Below are 15,415 nucleotides of genomic sequence, written 5' to 3'. Positions count from 1 at the left end.
GCGCGTTTTCACGGGACGGCGAGTGCGTCCCGCAACCAGGATAGATATTATGTCGCGTGTTTGCGAACTGACCGGCAAGGGCCGGCTGGTGGGGAATAATGTTTCCCACGCCAACAACAAGACCAAGCGTGTCTTTCTGCCCAACCTGCAGAACGTCACCCTGCTGAGCGAGACCCTCGACCGCCGCGTCAAGCTGCGCGTGTCGACCAACGGTCTGCGTTCGGTCGAACATGTCGGCGGCCTCGACAACTGGCTCGCCAAGACCAGCGACGACAAGCTCAGCCCGCGCGTGCAGAAGCTCAAGCGCGAGATCGCCAAGGCGCAGAAAGCCGCCAACTAAGGCACTCGAATTTACGAAGATTTCGGCCGGGTCGCCTGCACGGGCGGCTCGGTTTTCGTGCGTCCGCCTCGGACGACGGTTTCGATAGCGTAACTATCTGAAAAAACTGACCTTTTAGCTTAATGAACGCTGACGACCATATTCAGCGACCATGAACGGCGAATCGGGCATAAGTGTCAAGCAAGACAGGGTTTTCTCCCCTTTTTTCCCTGATCTTCCCGTTTCCCTCGCGTCGCGTATCGAGGGAGGCCCGACACGGCGTCTTTCGTGTCGGGCCATTTTTTTATTCCAAGCCTCAGGTCAGGTCGAACAGCCCGGCCAACTGGTCGACCATCGCGCCGCCCAATTGCTCGGCATCCATGATCGTTACCGCGCGCTTGTAATAGCGCGTCACGTCATGGCCGATACCGATCGCCGATAGTTCGACGGGTGAGCGGGTTTCGATCCAGTCGATGACGCTGCGCAAGTGGCTCTCGAGATAGGCGCCGCCATTGGCCGAGCCGGTCGAATCGTCGACCGGTGCGCCGTCCGAAATCACCATCAGGATGCGTCGCTCTTCGGGACGTTGGATCAGCCGCTGATGCGCCCACAGCAGCGCCTCGCCGTCGATATTTTCTTTGAGCAACCCCTCGCGCATCATCAGGCCAAGTTGCCGCTTGGCATGGCGGTAAGGCTCGTCCGCCTGCTTGTAGATGATGTGCCGCAGGTCATTGAGGCGTCCGGGGTTAGCGGGGCGCCCTTCGGCAAGCCAGTCTTCGCGGCTGAGGCCACCCTTCCAGGCGCGCGTCGTGAAGCCGAGGATTTCCGCCTTCACCCCGCACCGCTCGAGCGTATGCGCAAGGATATCCGCGCACGTCGCGGCGATCGCGATCGGGCGTCCGCGCATCGAACCGCTATTATCGATTAGTAGGCTGACGACAGTGTCCTTGAATTCGGTATCGCGCTCGATCTTGTAGGACAGGTTATGCGCAGGTGCGGCGACCACGCGGGCCAGACGCGCCGCGTCGAGCAGCCCCTCTTCCTGGTCGAAATCCCAGCTGCGCGCCTGCTGCGCCATCAACCGGCGCTGGAGGCGGTTCGCAAGCCGCGTCACCACGCCCGACTGGTTACTGACCTGCCCGTCGAGATAGGCGCGCAGCCGCTCGAGCTCGTCGGTTTCGCAAAGCTCGTCCGCGTGGACTGTTTCGTCATGCCGCGTGGTGAACGCCTTGTACCCGGTCTGCGGGGCTTCGCCGATATTGCGGCGCGGCGACTGGCGCGGCTGCTGGCTGTCATCGCCCTCATTACCGGCTTCTTCGTCGAGCTCGCTATCGTCGGCCTCGCTGTCCGCCTCCTCGTCATCGCCTTCTTCTTCTTCGCCGCGCTGATCCTGCTCGCCGCCATCGGGCAGGTCGTCCTCACCTTCATCATCCTCGCCGCTGTCAGGTTCGTCTTCCTCACCCTCGGACTCTTCCGGTTCGTCCTCGTCATTGGGATCATCGAGCGGAAGGTCGAGGTCCTCTAGCAATCGGCGCGATAGCGTTGCGAACGCCTGCTGGTCGTCGATCGACAGCGACAACGCGTCGAGTTCGGCGCCCGCTTTCTCTTCGATCCAGTCACGCACCAAGGCGAGACCGGCAGCGGCACTTTGCGGCGGCGCTTCGCCGGTCAGTCTTTCGCGGGCAATGAGACCGATCGCGGTTTCAAGCGGCACCTCTTCGGCTGTGCGCGCACGCGTGATGCCGTCCGTCCTGGTGCGCGCCTCGACATGCGCCGAAAGATTGGCCTTTACGCCCGGGTATCGCTTGGCCCCAAGCGCTTCGACCCGGGCATCTTCTAGCGCGTCGAAAACCGCGCGCGATTCCAGGTCGAACGGCGCCTGTTTGCCATGCAGCGCCGCGTCATGATGCCGCAGCTTCAAGGCCAGCGCATCGGCGGCGCCGCGTGCTTCGGCCACAAGCTTGGGGGCGAGGTCGGCGCCGGGCGACACGACCGTCGCACTGCGCCCGATGGACTTTTGCGTGCCCGAGGCGGCGAAGCCGATTTCTACCTCGGGATCGCGCGCGATCGCCCGCGCCGCACCGGCAAGCGCGCGGCGGAATTTGTCTAAGGGATCGGGTTCGGCCATCAGGCCCTGCTGGCTACGCTCTCGGGCAGGTCCTCGCCGAAGACGCGCTGGTAATATTCGGCGATGATGCCGCGCTCTGCCTCGTCGCACTTGTTGAGGAAGCTGACGCGAAAGGCAAAACCGACATTGCCGAAGATCAGCGCGTTCTGCGCCCAGCTGATCACGGTACGCGGGCTCATCACGGTCGAGATATCGCCATTGATGAAGCCCTGACGCGAAAGGTCCGCGACCTTGATCATCTTTTCGACGACCTCCTTGCCCTCAGGCTTGTCATACTCGCCCGACTTGGCGAGCACGATTTGCGCTTCGGTTTCTGCCGGCAGGTAGTTGAGCGTCGTGACGATATTCCAGCGGTCCATCTGGCCCTGGTTGATCGCCTGCGTGCCGTGATAGAGGCCCGTCGTATCGCCAAGCCCGACCGTATTGGTCGTTGCGAACATGCGGAAATAGGGATCGGGGCGGATGACCTTGTTCTGGTCCAGAAGGGTCAGTTTGCCTTCGGTTTCCAGCACGCGCTGGATCACGAACATCACGTCGGGGCGACCGGCATCATATTCGTCGAACACCAGCGCGACCGGATGCTGGAGGCACCAGGGGAGCAGGCCTTCCTTGAATTCGGTGACCTGCTGGCCGTCTTTGAGCACAATGGCGTCGCGCCCGATCAGGTCGATCCGCGAAATATGCGCATCGAGGTTGATGCGGATGAGCGGCCAATTGAGCCGCGCGGCGACCTGCTCGATATGGGTGGATTTGCCCGTCCCGTGATAGCCCTGGACCATCACGCGGCGGTTGTGTGCAAAGCCAGCCGCTATCGCGAGCGTGGTGTCGGGATCGAAGACATAGGCGGCGTCGAGATCGGGAACACGCTCGTCGGCCTCGCTGAAGGCCGGCACTTCCATGTCGCTGTCGATGCCGAACGCCTCGCGCACCTTCACCATCTTGTCGGGGGCGGCAAGGATCGTGTTGGCGCGGCTGGTTTCGGAAGCGTTGGGGATATCGTTCATGGGTGCAGACTTAGTGACTTTGCTGCGCCGTCACAATGCTTCCCTTTGGCCCTAGGGGCGACTCCAAGACCAATGCTATGGCAAATCGGATTGCCAGAGGGAGAAGCGCATCATGTCCGACAATCACGGCGACTATATCTGGTACGAATTGCTAACCGACGATGCGCAGGGCGCGGCCGAATTCTATGCCGATGTCGTCGGGCTGAGCGCCAAGGAAAGCGGGATGAGCGAAGGACCGACTTACTGGCTGCTTTCGGCCCCCGACGGCAGCGAAGTTGCGGGCATGATGGAACTGGACGATGACATGAAGGCGGGGGGCGCGCGCCCGGTCTGGCTTGGCTATGTCGGTGTCGACGATGTCGACGCCAGCGCCAAAAAGGTGGAGGCCAAAGGCGGTGCGGTCCATGTTGGCCCGCGCGATATCCCCGGTGTTGGACGGTTCGCGATGGTGGCGGATCCGCACGGCGCACCTTTCTACATCATGCGCGGCGATAGCGACGAGGGCAGCCATGCCTACAGCGCCGAGAACAAGAAAGGCCATGTCGGCTGGCACGAGCTGGGGACGCCCGATATCGACAAGAGCCTCTCTTTCTATGAGGCGGTTGCCGGCTGGTCGAAGGGCGAGCGCATGGACATGCCCGACGGACCCTACCAGATGTTCGACCAGGCTGGTCGCTCGATCGGCGGCATGATGGACCCGGGCGAAAGCTTCCCGCCGGTGTGGAACTACTACTGGTGGTCGGACGGCGTCGAAGCCGCTGTCGAACGCACCAAGAAAGCCGGCGGCGAGGTCATGTTCGGGCCACACGAAATTCCCGGCGGCGACGTCATCATGTTCGGGATGGACCCGCAAAAGGCGGTCTTCTGCGTTGTCGGGCCGCGCTAGAGGAGAGCAAAAATGGCTTATGTGGATGGCTACCTGATCCCGGTCCCGCCGGGCAAAATCGATGCCTATAAGACGATGGCCGAAGAAATGGCCCCCAAGTTCAAGGAATGGGGAGCCCTGCGCGTCGTCGAGTCGGTCGAGGACGACTGCCCTGAAGGCAAGCAAAACGATTTTCACACCGCCGTGCTTGCCGAAAATGGCGAGAAGACGATCTTCAGCTGGGTCGAATGGCCCGACAAGGAAACCCGCGACGCCGGCTGGAAGGCGATGGAAGAATGGATGCAGGACCAGCCGCACCAAGAACCCCCGTTCGACGGCAAGCGCATGATCTATGGCGGATTCTCGCCGATCGTCGATCAGTGATCGACTAGCTGCGGTTCGGCGTTGGTATGGCGGCGCAGCGTGACCGCCTCGTATCCACATGGCGGGACGCTTCACCGCGACCTATATCAAGTGCATGAGCCCATTTGAGCCATTGCGCGAGCGTCTCGTCACCCATGTCCGCGGAATTTTCAACGATCCCGCCAAGGGTGAAGCGCCCACACCGCCGTCCGACGACGCCTGGTTCGAGAAGGATAGTCCGATCCGCCTCGTCCATGCCGATGTGGTCGGGATGCTCGTTGGAGGGGTGCGCAGCCTGCTCCTCCAGATGCTGCATCCGCATGCGCTACAAGGCGTGCTCGATTTTTCAGACTTTCGCGCCGACATGCACGGGCGCCTCAAGCGCACGGCGCGGTTCATCGCGGTCACCACCTTCGCCCACCGCGACGAGGCGCAGGCAGCGATCGATCGGATCAATCGCATCCACGCCGAAGTCAGCGGCACCTTGCCCGATGGCACCCCCTATGACGCGCGCGACCCCCGCACGCTGGCGTGGGTTCACGTCGTCGGGGCGCAGAGCTTCCTTGCCGGCTACATGCGCTACGTCGATCCGCAAATGAGCCGCGTTGCGCGCGACAAATATTTCGACCAGTTCGCGCTGGTCGCCGAAAAGCTCGGCGCCGATCCGGTGCCCCGGACGCAAGCGCAGGCGACGGCTATCTTCGATGACCTGAAGCGCGACCTTCGCCCATCGCCAAAGGCGCGCGAGGTCGCCCGGCTGGTCCTCTCGCAGCGCCCCGAAGGCACGCCGCGCGCGCTCCAGCAGATGATTGCCGCCGAAGCCGTGACGATGCTGCCCGACTTTGCGCGCCGCATGCTCTACCTCGACAAGCCGCGCTTGGGCGCGATGCCGGCGCGCATTGGCACGCTCGCCACTGCGCGAACGCTTCGCTGGGCGTTCCGGCAGGGACAGGCACCGAAAGCCTGATCCATTCAGCCCATGGCAAAGTGGGCAGCGCGAGACTTGCGATCTTGTTTACAGGAAAGGGCTTTTTCCATGCGTATTCTAACTGTCATTCCCTTGGCTGCGCTTGCAGCCTGCTCGCAGGCTCCCGCCGATCCGCGCGGCGTCGACCGCGACGAGACGCTGCTAACGGTCAGCGCCACCGGCCAATCCGAAACGGTGCCCGATGAAGCGCGCTTCAGCCTGGGCGTCGAAATCCTTGCCGGCTCCGCGCGCGAAGCCAGCCGCCTGAACGCCGAGAAGATGGCCGAGGTTACCGCGATGCTGAAGGACTTCGGGATCGAGGAAGACATGCTGCGCACGCAGACGATCCAGCTCGGCCGGATCGACTATGGCAAGGATCGCGGCCGGTATCGGGCGTCCAACATTCTCGAGGTGCGGATGAAGGATGTCGAACGCGCCGGCGAAGCAATCACACGCGCGACCGAGCTGGGTGCCAACGCGATCGGCGGGCCGCAGCTCGTCATTTCGGATCGCGAAGCCGCGACCAAATCGGCCTATGCCGAAGCGTATCAGAATGCCCGAATCCGCGCCGATGCCTATGCAGAGGCGGCCGGGCTTGAGGTAGACCGTATCCTGACGATACGTGACAATGGCCAGCAGCAGGGCGGCCCGTGGCCGGTGGATGCGATGGCCGAAATGGCGGTTCAGGCCGCGCCGCCGCCTGTCAGTGCCCCGCCGGTGCAGCCGGGGCTCAACCGCGATACAGTCAGCGTATCGGTGGCGTTTGCGCTAAAGCCGGTCGATTGACGCAACAACCGGATGGATTGAAAAGCGCCTGACGGGGAACAGTCCTCGTCAGGCGCGCACGGTGATTAGATGCCGTCAGCTTTGTCTTCGAGCTGTTCGGCCTTGTCTTCGAGGTTTTCGGCTTTCTGCTCCATGGTGGCAGCGCCAGGCGCATCGCCGCGCGCTTCCGCGACATCGGCCTTTTCTTCGGCAAGATCGGCTTGTGCTTCTGCCAGCTCAGCCTGTTCGTCAATGACCTCGCCCTGCGCTTCCAGGACGTCATCCTGCTCTTCACCGATCTCTTCACGGGGGCCATCGCAGGCTGTCAACGCGAAACCGCCAGCGATCGCGGCAATCATCATCTTCTTCATAATTCTCTCCGGTTTTTGGAAATGTGTCAGCGGTAGAACGAGTTGTCGCAACATCCGTTCCAGACCTGAAACAAATTTAGCCCCGATTTCTGTTGTCGGACGAACGGTAAGTGAGGGCGCGGCCTAGCTGAAGGCGGGCGACTTACGCAGCGTTTGATAAGCCTCGATCACGCGATTAAGCCGTGTCTCGAAACTGCGATCGCCGCCATTGCGATCGGGATGGTATTGCCGCACCAAGACCGAGTAGCGCCCGCGCACGTCATGCAGGGTGGCTTCGGGCCCGAGGTCGAGCACGCCGAGCGCATGCTGTTCCGCGCCCGAGAACCGACTGCGGGCCCGCGCCTGTCGCATCGAGCCTGAATCGCGAAAGCGCGCCGCGATGGCGTCGAGCGGATCGTCGAAATCGGCCCATGCGGGACCAGGATCGCTGCCGCGCGCATAAGCGAACTGTCGAACCCGCCGCTCGCGCCGCGGAATGGGCGATTGCTCTTCGAGAATTTCCTCGGGGCTCATGCCACGAAAATAGTCCCACTCGGCATTATGCTCGCGCACATGTGCAAGGCACATCAGGACATGCGCACCCGGCCCGTCAAACCCCGACGGGGTGACCGGCGCGCGATACTCGCCAGGCTCATGGCAGCCCTCGACCGCGCACATCCCCGGTTCTTCGACCCGTCCATCATAGGCTTTGCGTCCCATTCTCCCTATATAGGCGCGATGAATGATCACGCTACCGGTCCTGTCGCCACCGAAATGACCCGCCGCCTCGAGGCCACGCTCGAGCCCACGCACCTCGCCGTCCACAACGATAGCGACCAGCATGTCGGCCATGCCGGCCATGACGGTTCGGGCGAAAGCCACTTCACCGTCGTCATCGAAAGCCCGCGTTTCGAAGGACTGAACAGGGTGCAACGCCAGCGCCTGGTCTACCAGGCACTGGGCGCGCTGATGGATCGCCAGATCCATGCGCTGCGCATTAAGGCCACCGCGCCGGGAGAGAGGTGATGGAAACCGTCAAGGAAATCACCCCGACCGTCCACGATCTTGGCGACTTCAAGGTGCGCCGCGTGCTGCCGAGCCGCCCGCGCACGATGGTCGGCCCCTTCATCTTCGTCGACGAGTTCGGACCCGCGCAGATGGAAACGGGGCAAGGCATGGATGTGCGCCCGCACCCGCACATCAACCTCGCCACCGTGACCTACCTGTTCGAGGGCGCGATCCATCATCGCGACAGTATCGGCAGTTCGATGGTCATCCGTCCCGGCGCGATCAACCTGATGACCGCGGGCAAAGGCATTGTGCATTCGGAACGCTCGCCGCAAGAAGAGCGCGACGCCGGCCCGCGGCTCTACGGGATGCAGACCTGGCTCGCGCTGCCCGACGGCAAGGAAGAAATCGACCCCGCCTTCGACCATGTCGCCGAAACCGACCTGCCGCTGATCGAGACCGAGGGCGCCAGCGCCCGCGTGCTGATGGGCACGCTGTGGGGCGCGAGCGCCGCAACGCCGCAGCACAGCGCGACAATCTATGCCGACATTGTCCTTGGCGGCGGCAAGGTGCCGATTGACGCCGAGGCTGACGAGCGCGCCGTGCTTGCGACCGAGGGCGACGTATCGCTCGACGGCCAGCGGCTCGAACCCTTCACGCTATATGTCCTGGCACCGGGTCATGCGGCAACGCTGGGCGGCAAAGGCCGCGCGATGCTGCTGGGCGGCGAAGCCTTTACGACCAAGCGCCATGTCTGGTGGAACTTCGTGTCCTCGAGCCGCGATCGCATCAACCAGGCCAAGGAAGACTGGCAGGAGCGCCGCTTCCCCGTGGTGCCGGGCGACGAGCAGGAGCGCATTCCGATCCCCGAGGTCCCCAAGACGGTGAGCTACCCGTGATCGAGCAGCGGCGCATCGACCTGCCGACCGGCGTCACGCTCAATGTCGCCGCGGCGGGGCCGGAAGATGCGCCGCCTGTCATCCTGCTCCACGGTTTCCCGGAATCGCATCGCACCTGGCGCGAAATGGTCCCGCGGCTCGAGGATGAATACCGCCTGATCATGCCCGACCAGCGCGGCTTTGCCGGTTCGGACAAACCGCATGATCTGGGCGACTATCGCGTCGACAAGCTGGTCGCCGACCTGCTCGCGCTTGCCCAATCGCTCGGTCATGACAAGTTCGCGCTGGTCGGCCATGATTGGGGCGGTGCGGTGGCGTGGGCGGCGGCGATCCGCGGCGGCCCGCACATCAACAAGCTTGCCATCCTCAATTCGCCCCATCCGCTGATCTTCCAGAAAACCATCATCGACGACCCGGACCAGCGCGCCGCGAGCCAGTATATCCGCCGCTTTCGCGAGACCGGGATGGAAGACCATATCCGCGACATGGGGATGGAGGCGTTTTTCGAGAAAAGCTTTTCACCGCACGTCGACCTAGCGGCGATTCCCGACGAGGAGCGCAAGGCCTACATCGATGAATGGTCGGGCGACGGCGCACTCGAAGGCATGTTGGCATGGTATCGCATGAGCCCGATCGAAGTCCCCGCGATCGATGAGCGCGCCGACTATCCCGACTGGGTGCTGACCGGCGTGCCCGACATTCATGTCCCGATGAAAATCATCTGGGGCATGCAGGACAAGGCGCTGTTGCCGTGTCAGCTCGAAGGGCTTGAAGGCCTGATCGACGATCTCTCAATCGAAAGGATCGAGGATGCCGGTCATTTCGCGGTGTGGGAAAAGCCCGAGCCCGTCGCCGCCGCGCTCCGCGACTTCCTCTAGCCCTGCCACTCGAGCCAGCGGCCGTGCGCATGCGCCTCGGCCAACCGCCTCGTCTCGCCGCCGCCGGGCCAATATTGCACCTCCAGCACGTGGCGCAGTATTTGGCGATCGGCTTCCAGCTGCACCCAACCGAGCGGTCGGTCTGGCGCCGCGCGCGAACCGGCACGTGCCATCGCCTCGCCGATCCGCTCCTGGCTTTTGCGCGGCAGATATTGCCACGTGATCGAATGGACGAGCAGGCGGGTGACGCCATCATCTTGCGGGCGCGATAGCTGGGCTTCGACGAAATCGGCGGCTTCGGCCTCGACTAGGTTGGGCGGCTTGGCGCGCGCTGCGGCGGCGACCTTTTGCAATCGGTCGAGCCGCTCCTTTTGCTCGGGCCAGATATAGGCTTCCAGCCGGCGCCGCCCGCTTTCGCGCGTCAGGTCGATCGGCGCGACATCGCAGCCCCATGCCGAAAGGATCTCGATGTCTAGCGAGGGCGGCGGTGACCCGCGCCATTCCGGCTTGATCGTCAGTGCGGCATCATATGGGCCGACACGCACGCCGCCCAGGTCATACGCATAGCGGTCCAGCATGAGGTTGATTCCCGCCGATGACCCGAATTCGATCAGCTCGAAGCGCGGGGGCAGTCCCTGTGCGGCCAGCCACAGCATCGCGGCGATATAGCCGGCCGAACGGCCCGCCTCATTGGTTTGCGGCGGCCCGTCGAGCCAGGGGAGCAGCGCATCGCCGTGCATGGCCAGCATCGCGGCAACCGCGGCTTCGGCCTCCTCGGGCTCCGCCGTCCCGCGATAGATCGGATCGAGGATGCGCGCCTTGCCTTCCAGATGGAGCGAACGAAGCGCGGCGGCGCAGCGCAGCGGCAGGCCGTCAGCTTGCGGATCGCCGGGCCATTCGAGCGCGGTGATCCCGAAAGCGGTGGTAGTTCGCAGCGCCTTGGCTACCGCGGCGACAATTGCTGCCGTCACCGGCGCCTCGTTGGCGCGGCAATAGTCCACCTGGTTGGCAAAGGCGGCCATGACGTCCATCGATTTAAAGCCTGCGCCTGACGCAGGGCTTGCGCAAGTGGTGTCCGCGCCCCTAAAGCGCGCGCCATCATGAACGCTCGTTCCCAATCGCGTAGCGCCGCGCGCCTAGCCGCCGTCCAGGCCCTGTACCAGCAGGACATGGAAGGCACGCCGACGGCCAAGCTGATCCACGAATTCCACGAGCATCGCCTCGGCGCGACGATCGAGGACGTGCAATATGCCGAGGCCGAAGTGCTATTCTTCGACGACATCGTCGCCGGCGTCCTCGCGCGCAAGGAAGAGATTGACGAGAAGATCGCAGGCAAGCTGGCCGAAGGCTGGTCGCTCGATCGCCTCGACAAGCCGATGCGCGCGCTACTGCGCGCCGGGACCTACGAGCTGCTCGCCCGCGCCGATGTGCCGCGCGCGACCGTGATCGACGAGTATCTCGACGTCGCCGACGCCTTCTACGACAAGAAGGAAAAGGGTTTCGTCAACGGCCTGCTCGACGCCATCGCCGCCGAGGTTCGCGCTTAAGGATCTTCGCGGTCGAGGAAAGCGAGCGGAATATCGACCCGCTCGCGCCACGCGCGCTCATCATGTTCCGCGCCGGTAAAGCGGCGGCTCATGTAATTCGACTGGTCCCAGCCATGGCGCGCCATCATCGCGTCGAACGCGTCGGCATAAGGTGGATACCATTGATCGAGCGTCGCGGTGCCGTGATCCATGTAGATGCGGTTCGTCGCCGGATCGAGATTGGTCGTCGCCAGATAGGCCTGCCACGCCGTGGTCGATGCTTCAACGTCACCCGTCATCGGGTTGCCGAGCGGATAATGGATCGAAACGGCTGCGGCCTGTCCAAAGACGTCCGGATATTCGGCGATCGCATATAGGCTCATCAGCCCGCCCATCGACGACCCCATCACCGCCGTGTCTTCAGGCCCGGGCAGCGTGCGAAAGATACGATCGACGGCGGGCTTCAGCCGCTGGGTGAGATGCGCGAGATAGGCATCGCCCTTCAGCGCCTCACGGCTGAATTCACCCCCTTCGGCAAATTCATCGAAGCCGCTGGTCATCGCGTCGGGCAGATGGTCGACCAGTTTTTGCGGGAACAGCGTGAGATAGCGCTGCTTGGGGCTGCGCACCCCCACGACGATCCATTCGCGCAGGTCGCCATTGGCGGCCATGCGCGCAATGGCCTCATCCATCCCCCATTCCTTGTTGTAGTTGGTCAGCGCCGGATCGAAGAGGTTCTGGCCATCATGCATGTAGAGCACCGGATAGCGCCTGGCGTCCCCGCTCTCGTAGGAAGGCGGCAGCCAGACCCAGGTCTCCAGCTCCTCGCCCCACGGCGCCGGACCGACATCGAGCGAGAGGATACGTCCCGCGCTTATCGCGACGTCCGCATCGCCATACGTAATGTCGGTCAGCACCGGCGGGCTGCCGGCAAGCGTGGCGGCGATCAAGGCGGCGAGCGTGGTTGGCATATCGTCCCTCTCCGTGCGAAGAACGCTGACGATGCCCCAGACACCCCGCCCTGCCAAGCCATGAACAGCGAGCTCAGGATGATCGCCCGTCTTGCCGCAATGGCGCGGCATCCGGCGGCGCGCGGTCTGACCGACGACACCGCGCATCTCGACGGCCGCATCTATACCCACGATACGATTGCCGAGGGCGTCCATTATCGCGCCGACGATCCGCCCGAGAGCGTCGGGTGGAAGCTGGCGGCGGTGAACCTGTCCGATCTGGCCGCCAAGGGCGCCGAGCCGATGGGGGCGCTCTTGTCGCTCACCATGGCCCCACCTGCCGAAGGCATGGCCGCTGGCGAGTGGGAGGATCGCTTCCTTACCGGTCTAGATGCGGCGTGCGAGAGTTACGGCCTACCGCTCATCGGCGGGGATACAATCGCGCTGCCTGCGGGTGCGCCGCGCGTGCTGGGGCTGACCGCGATCGGCAAGGCCCCTGCCCACGTCCCCACGCGGGACGGCGGGTTGCCGGGCGATGAATTGTGGGTCGTGGGCACGCTGGGCGATTCGATGGCGGGGTTGGCGCAACTTGTCGAGGATGCCGAGGCCGCCGGCGCGCTGGTCGACATCTACCGCCGGCCGGTGCCCCAGCTGGCCGCAGGGAAGATGATCGCGCCGCATGCCAACGCGATGATGGACGTGTCCGACGGCCTGCTTCTCGATGCCACGCGGCTGGCGATGGCCAGCCTGTGCCGTGCGAATATCGACCTTGCGCACCTGCCGATGAGCGCAGCCTTCACCAAAGCGCGCGGCAAGAACCGAAAGGCGCGTCTGTTCGCCGCGACGGGCGGCGACGATTATGCGCTGCTTGCCGCGCTTCCCCCCGGAAAAGGTCAAAAGTTAAGCAAATCTTTACCTCCCGGGACGATCTTCACCCGCGTCGGGACATTGGCCGATGGCGAGGGACTGGCCCTCTTCCATGATGGCAAGGATATCCCGCTGCCGGAGCATTTGGGACATGAACATCGCCCTGCCTCACCCGCGCCAGATAGCGCTTAGCCTCGCCGGCCTGGCGAGCGGCATGGGCTGCGCGCTCCTGCTCTTTGGCTAACACCCATTAATCGAGCGCTTTGAAGCGCTTGCCAAGCGCCCACCAGCCGTTACAACCCCCTGCATGACGTCCGCTCGGACGTCCTCTTTCTATCTGGGGGAATACATGAACCTGTTACTGATCGCGATTGCCTGCGGTTTCCTTGCGGTACTGTATGGCATCATCACGAGCCGCCAGGTGCTGGGCGCACCGGCTGGCAACGAACGCATGGTCGAAGTGGCCGGCGCCATCCAGGAAGGCGCGAAAGCCTACCTCAAGCGCCAGTACACCGCCATCCTGCTGGTCGGCGTCGCCGTCGCCATCGTCGTCCTGCTCTTCCTCGGGCCGATCGCCGCCATCGGCTTCGTCATCGGCGCGGTGCTTTCGGGCGTGGCCGGTTTTATCGGCATGAACGTTTCGGTGGGCGCCAACGTGCGCACCGCCGAAGCCGCGCGCACTGGTCTCCAGCAGGGCCTCACCATGGCCTTCCGTTCGGGCGCCATCACCGGCCTACTGGTCGTTGGCCTCGCACTGCTCGCGGTCGCCGGTTTCTTCGCCTATCTGATCGGGCCTGCCGGTATGGCTGCCGACGCGGACGTGGTGGTGATCGGCATCACCGCGCTGGCGCTGGGCGCCTCGCTCGTGTCGATTTTCGCGCGTCTTGGCGGCGGCATTTTCACCAAGGCCGCTGACGTCGGCGCCGATCTCGTCGGCAAGGTCGAAGCCGGCATCCCTGAAGACGATCCGCGTAACCCCGCCGTGATCGCCGACAACGTGGGCGACAATGTCGGCGACTGCGCCGGCATGGCCGCCGACTTATTTGAAACCTATGTCGTGACCGTCGGCATCACCATGGTGCTGACCGCGCTGCTGCTTGGCGGCATCGTCGGCGACCTGCTGGTTCCGTTGATGGCGCTTCCGCTGCTGATTGGCGGCGCCTGCATCATCACCTCGGTGATCGGCACCTACTTCGTGAAGCTCGGCAGCGGCAGCACCAACGTGATGGCCGCGATGTACAAGGGCTTTATCGTGTCGGCCGTGCTCGCCATCCCGCTAATCTATCTCGCCACGCAATATGCGCTGGGTGACATGAGCGCGGAAATGGGCGGCGGCGAGCTCGCTACCTTTACCGGCATGGACTTGTTCTGGTGCTCGATGATCGGCCTCGCCGTCACCGGCATCATCATCTACATCACCGAATATTACACCGGCACCAATTATCGCCCGGTGAAATCGATCGCGAAGGCTTCGGAAACGGGCCACGGCACCAACGTGATCCAGGGCCTGGCGATCAGCCTCGAAGCCACCGCGCTTCCCACGCTCCTGTTCACCGTCGCGATCATTATCGCCTTCCAGCTCGCCGGGCTCATGGGTCTCGCCTATGCCGCCACCGCGATGCTTTCGATGGCGGGCATGGTCGTTGCATTGGACGCCTACGGCCCCGTTACCGACAATGCCGGCGGCATTGCCGAAATGGCGGGCCTCGACGACAGCGTGCGTGAAAAAACCGACCTGCTCGACGCGGTGGGCAACACCACCAAGGCGGTCACCAAGGGCTATGCGATCGGTTCGGCGGCGCTGGCAGCACTCGTGCTGTTCGCGGCCTACACGACCGACCTTCGCAAATACTTCCCCGACGTGAGCGTCGATTTCAGCCTCGAGAACCCGTACGTGATCGTCGGTCTGCTGCTGGGCGCGCTGCTGCCGTACCTCTTCGGTGCGCTGGGCATGACCGCGGTCGGCCGCGCTGCCGGCGACGTCGTCATCGACGTGCGCGAGCAGTTCAAGGCGAAGCCGGGCATCATGGATGGTTCGGAGCGTCCGGACTATGCCAAGACGGTGGATCTGGTGACCAAGGCCGCAATCAAGGAAATGATCGTTCCGTCGCTGCTGCCGGTGCTTGCGCCGGTTGTGGTCTACTTCGTGATCACCGCGGTTGCGGGCCAGGAGAACGGCTTTGCCGCACTCGGCGCGCTGCTCTTGGGTGTGATCGTGTCGGGTCTCTTCGTCGCGCTCTCGATGACGTCGGGCGGCGGTGCGTGGGACAACGCCAAGAAGTATATCGAAGACGGCAATCATGGCGGCAAGGGCTCGGAAGCCCACAAGGCCGCGGTGACCGGTGACACGGTCGGCGATCCCTACAAGGACACTGCCGGCCCCGCCGTCAATCCGATGATCAAGATCACCAACATCGTCGCGATCCTGCTGCTGGCAGCCCTCGCGGGAACGGGCCACGGCCTGATCTGACGATCATTCGCACCAAACGAACGAGGCCTCGCCGACCCCTTGTCGGCGGGGCCTTT

At 63.9% G+C, this 15,415-nt stretch carries 17 protein-coding genes; 11 read left to right on the top strand and 6 right to left on the bottom strand.

Features of this window, described 5'->3' with window-relative positions; translation table 11 throughout:
* Positions 1-49: 49 nt before the first annotated feature.
* Positions 50-340: a 50S ribosomal protein L28 gene (gene rpmB, locus NUX07_RS02355; RefSeq protein ID WP_265528533.1), complete on the top strand. Its 291-nt coding sequence runs from the start codon at positions 50-52 to the stop codon at positions 338-340.
* A gap of 295 nt (positions 341-635) precedes the next feature.
* Here the strand turns inward: rpmB and cobT are convergent, their stop codons facing one another.
* Both cobT and cobS read right to left on the bottom strand, forming a co-directional pair.
* Positions 636-2,447, bottom strand: coding sequence for a cobaltochelatase subunit CobT (cobT, locus tag NUX07_RS02350; protein WP_265528532.1), 1,812 nt, complete (start codon positions 2,445-2,447; stop codon positions 636-638).
* Positions 2,447-3,451: a cobaltochelatase subunit CobS gene (gene cobS, locus NUX07_RS02345; protein ID WP_265528531.1), complete on the bottom strand. Its 1,005-nt coding sequence runs from the start codon at positions 3,449-3,451 to the stop codon at positions 2,447-2,449. The genes cobT and cobS overlap by 1 nt, the downstream gene beginning before the upstream one ends.
* A gap of 112 nt (positions 3,452-3,563) precedes the next feature.
* On the opposite strand from cobS, the gene NUX07_RS02340 reads away from it, so the two are divergent.
* From NUX07_RS02340 to NUX07_RS02325, 4 genes are all read left to right on the top strand, one after another.
* The gene (locus NUX07_RS02340) at positions 3,564-4,337 is read left to right on the top strand and encodes a VOC family protein (protein WP_265528530.1); all 774 of its coding nucleotides are present in this window, start codon (positions 3,564-3,566) and stop codon (positions 4,335-4,337) included.
* Between the two features lie 12 nt (positions 4,338-4,349).
* Positions 4,350-4,700 (top strand): DUF1428 domain-containing protein, encoded by a 351-nt coding sequence (locus NUX07_RS02335; RefSeq protein ID WP_265528529.1) that lies wholly within the window; start codon positions 4,350-4,352, stop codon positions 4,698-4,700.
* 94 nt (positions 4,701-4,794) lie between these two features.
* A complete protein-coding gene (locus tag NUX07_RS02330; protein ID WP_265528528.1) occupies positions 4,795-5,646 on the top strand; it encodes an oxygenase MpaB family protein in 852 nt (283 codons plus the stop codon).
* Between the two features lie 69 nt (positions 5,647-5,715).
* A complete protein-coding gene (locus tag NUX07_RS02325) occupies positions 5,716-6,432 on the top strand; it encodes an SIMPL domain-containing protein (protein WP_265528526.1) in 717 nt (238 codons plus the stop codon).
* Positions 6,433-6,497: 65 nt separating this feature from the next.
* On the opposite strand, the gene NUX07_RS02320 is transcribed toward NUX07_RS02325, so the two are convergent.
* A complete protein-coding gene (locus tag NUX07_RS02320) occupies positions 6,498-6,782 on the bottom strand; it encodes a hypothetical protein (RefSeq protein ID WP_265528524.1) in 285 nt (94 codons plus the stop codon).
* Positions 6,783-6,905: 123 nt separating this feature from the next.
* Positions 6,906-7,481: a J domain-containing protein gene (locus tag NUX07_RS02315; RefSeq protein ID WP_265528523.1), complete on the bottom strand. Its 576-nt coding sequence runs from the start codon at positions 7,479-7,481 to the stop codon at positions 6,906-6,908.
* A gap of 18 nt (positions 7,482-7,499) precedes the next feature.
* Between NUX07_RS02315 and NUX07_RS02310 the strand changes: the two genes are divergently transcribed.
* Genes NUX07_RS02310 through NUX07_RS02300 form a run of 3 tightly spaced genes read left to right on the top strand, consistent with a single transcriptional unit; the run spans position 7,500 to position 9,546 of the window.
* A complete protein-coding gene (locus NUX07_RS02310; RefSeq protein ID WP_265528521.1) occupies positions 7,500-7,787 on the top strand; it encodes a BolA family protein in 288 nt (95 codons plus the stop codon).
* Positions 7,787-8,668, top strand: a complete 882-nt coding sequence (locus NUX07_RS02305; protein ID WP_265528519.1) for a pirin family protein — start codon at positions 7,787-7,789, stop codon at positions 8,666-8,668. Before NUX07_RS02310 ends, NUX07_RS02305 begins: the two co-directional genes overlap by 1 nt.
* Positions 8,665-9,546, top strand: coding sequence for an alpha/beta fold hydrolase (locus NUX07_RS02300; RefSeq protein WP_265528517.1), 882 nt, complete (start codon positions 8,665-8,667; stop codon positions 9,544-9,546). The genes NUX07_RS02305 and NUX07_RS02300 overlap by 4 nt, the downstream gene beginning before the upstream one ends.
* Here the strand turns inward: NUX07_RS02300 and NUX07_RS02295 are convergent.
* Positions 9,543-10,577 (bottom strand): DUF2332 domain-containing protein, encoded by a 1,035-nt coding sequence (locus NUX07_RS02295; protein WP_265528516.1) that lies wholly within the window; start codon positions 10,575-10,577, stop codon positions 9,543-9,545. The two genes, NUX07_RS02300 and NUX07_RS02295, sit on opposite strands and share 4 nt — an antisense overlap.
* A 69-nt stretch (positions 10,578-10,646) precedes the next feature.
* On the opposite strand from NUX07_RS02295, the gene nusB reads away from it, so the two are divergent.
* On the top strand, positions 10,647-11,093 hold the full coding sequence (nusB, locus tag NUX07_RS02290) for a transcription antitermination factor NusB (RefSeq protein ID WP_265528514.1): 447 nt from the start codon (positions 10,647-10,649) through the stop codon (positions 11,091-11,093).
* Here the strand turns inward: nusB and NUX07_RS02285 are convergent.
* Positions 11,090-12,043: an alpha/beta hydrolase gene (locus tag NUX07_RS02285; protein WP_265528512.1), complete on the bottom strand. Its 954-nt coding sequence runs from the start codon at positions 12,041-12,043 to the stop codon at positions 11,090-11,092. The two genes, nusB and NUX07_RS02285, sit on opposite strands and share 4 nt — an antisense overlap.
* Before the next feature lie 60 nt (positions 12,044-12,103).
* Between NUX07_RS02285 and thiL the strand changes: the two genes are divergently transcribed.
* Together thiL and NUX07_RS02275 are read left to right on the top strand one after the other, a co-directional pair.
* Entirely contained in the window at positions 12,104-13,081 is a 978-nt protein-coding gene (gene thiL / locus NUX07_RS02280; protein WP_265528510.1) for a thiamine-phosphate kinase, read from the top strand.
* 157 nt (positions 13,082-13,238) lie between these two features.
* Entirely contained in the window at positions 13,239-15,359 is a 2,121-nt protein-coding gene (locus NUX07_RS02275; protein ID WP_265528508.1) for a sodium-translocating pyrophosphatase, read from the top strand.
* Positions 15,360-15,415 lie beyond the last annotated feature (56 nt).

This window comes from Sphingomicrobium marinum (assembly GCF_026157105.1).
Taxonomy (GTDB): Bacteria; Pseudomonadota; Alphaproteobacteria; order Sphingomonadales; family Sphingomonadaceae; genus Sphingomicrobium; species Sphingomicrobium marinum.
Note: the sequence above shows the minus strand (reverse complement) of the source record. Positions and strands in the feature narration are given on the sequence as shown.

Excerpts from the sequence above, each read along its gene's own strand:
- NUX07_RS02285 (WP_265528512.1), bottom strand. The coding sequence starts at position 12,043 with ATGCCAACCACGCTCGCCGCCTTGATCGCCGCCACGCTTGCCGGCAGC.
- NUX07_RS02325 (WP_265528526.1), top strand. The coding sequence starts at position 5,716 with ATGCGTATTCTAACTGTCATTCCCTTGGCTGCGCTTGCAGCCTGCTCG.
- nusB (WP_265528514.1), top strand. The coding sequence starts at position 10,647 with ATGAACGCTCGTTCCCAATCGCGTAGCGCCGCGCGCCTAGCCGCCGTC.
- NUX07_RS02305 (WP_265528519.1), top strand. The coding sequence starts at position 7,787 with ATGGAAACCGTCAAGGAAATCACCCCGACCGTCCACGATCTTGGCGAC.
- NUX07_RS02315 (WP_265528523.1), bottom strand. The coding sequence starts at position 7,481 with ATGGGACGCAAAGCCTATGATGGACGGGTCGAAGAACCGGGGATGTGC.
- NUX07_RS02340 (WP_265528530.1), top strand. The coding sequence starts at position 3,564 with ATGTCCGACAATCACGGCGACTATATCTGGTACGAATTGCTAACCGAC.
- cobS (WP_265528531.1), bottom strand. The coding sequence starts at position 3,451 with ATGAACGATATCCCCAACGCTTCCGAAACCAGCCGCGCCAACACGATC.
- NUX07_RS02310 (WP_265528521.1), top strand. The coding sequence starts at position 7,500 with ATGAATGATCACGCTACCGGTCCTGTCGCCACCGAAATGACCCGCCGC.
- rpmB (WP_265528533.1), top strand. The coding sequence starts at position 50 with ATGTCGCGTGTTTGCGAACTGACCGGCAAGGGCCGGCTGGTGGGGAAT.
- thiL (WP_265528510.1), top strand. The coding sequence starts at position 12,104 with ATGAACAGCGAGCTCAGGATGATCGCCCGTCTTGCCGCAATGGCGCGG.
- NUX07_RS02330 (WP_265528528.1), top strand. The coding sequence starts at position 4,795 with ATGAGCCCATTTGAGCCATTGCGCGAGCGTCTCGTCACCCATGTCCGC.
- NUX07_RS02295 (WP_265528516.1), bottom strand. The coding sequence starts at position 10,577 with ATGGACGTCATGGCCGCCTTTGCCAACCAGGTGGACTATTGCCGCGCC.
- NUX07_RS02320 (WP_265528524.1), bottom strand. The coding sequence starts at position 6,782 with ATGAAGAAGATGATGATTGCCGCGATCGCTGGCGGTTTCGCGTTGACA.
- NUX07_RS02335 (WP_265528529.1), top strand. The coding sequence starts at position 4,350 with ATGGCTTATGTGGATGGCTACCTGATCCCGGTCCCGCCGGGCAAAATC.
- cobT (WP_265528532.1), bottom strand. The coding sequence starts at position 2,447 with ATGGCCGAACCCGATCCCTTAGACAAATTCCGCCGCGCGCTTGCCGGT.
- NUX07_RS02275 (WP_265528508.1), top strand. The coding sequence starts at position 13,239 with ATGAACCTGTTACTGATCGCGATTGCCTGCGGTTTCCTTGCGGTACTG.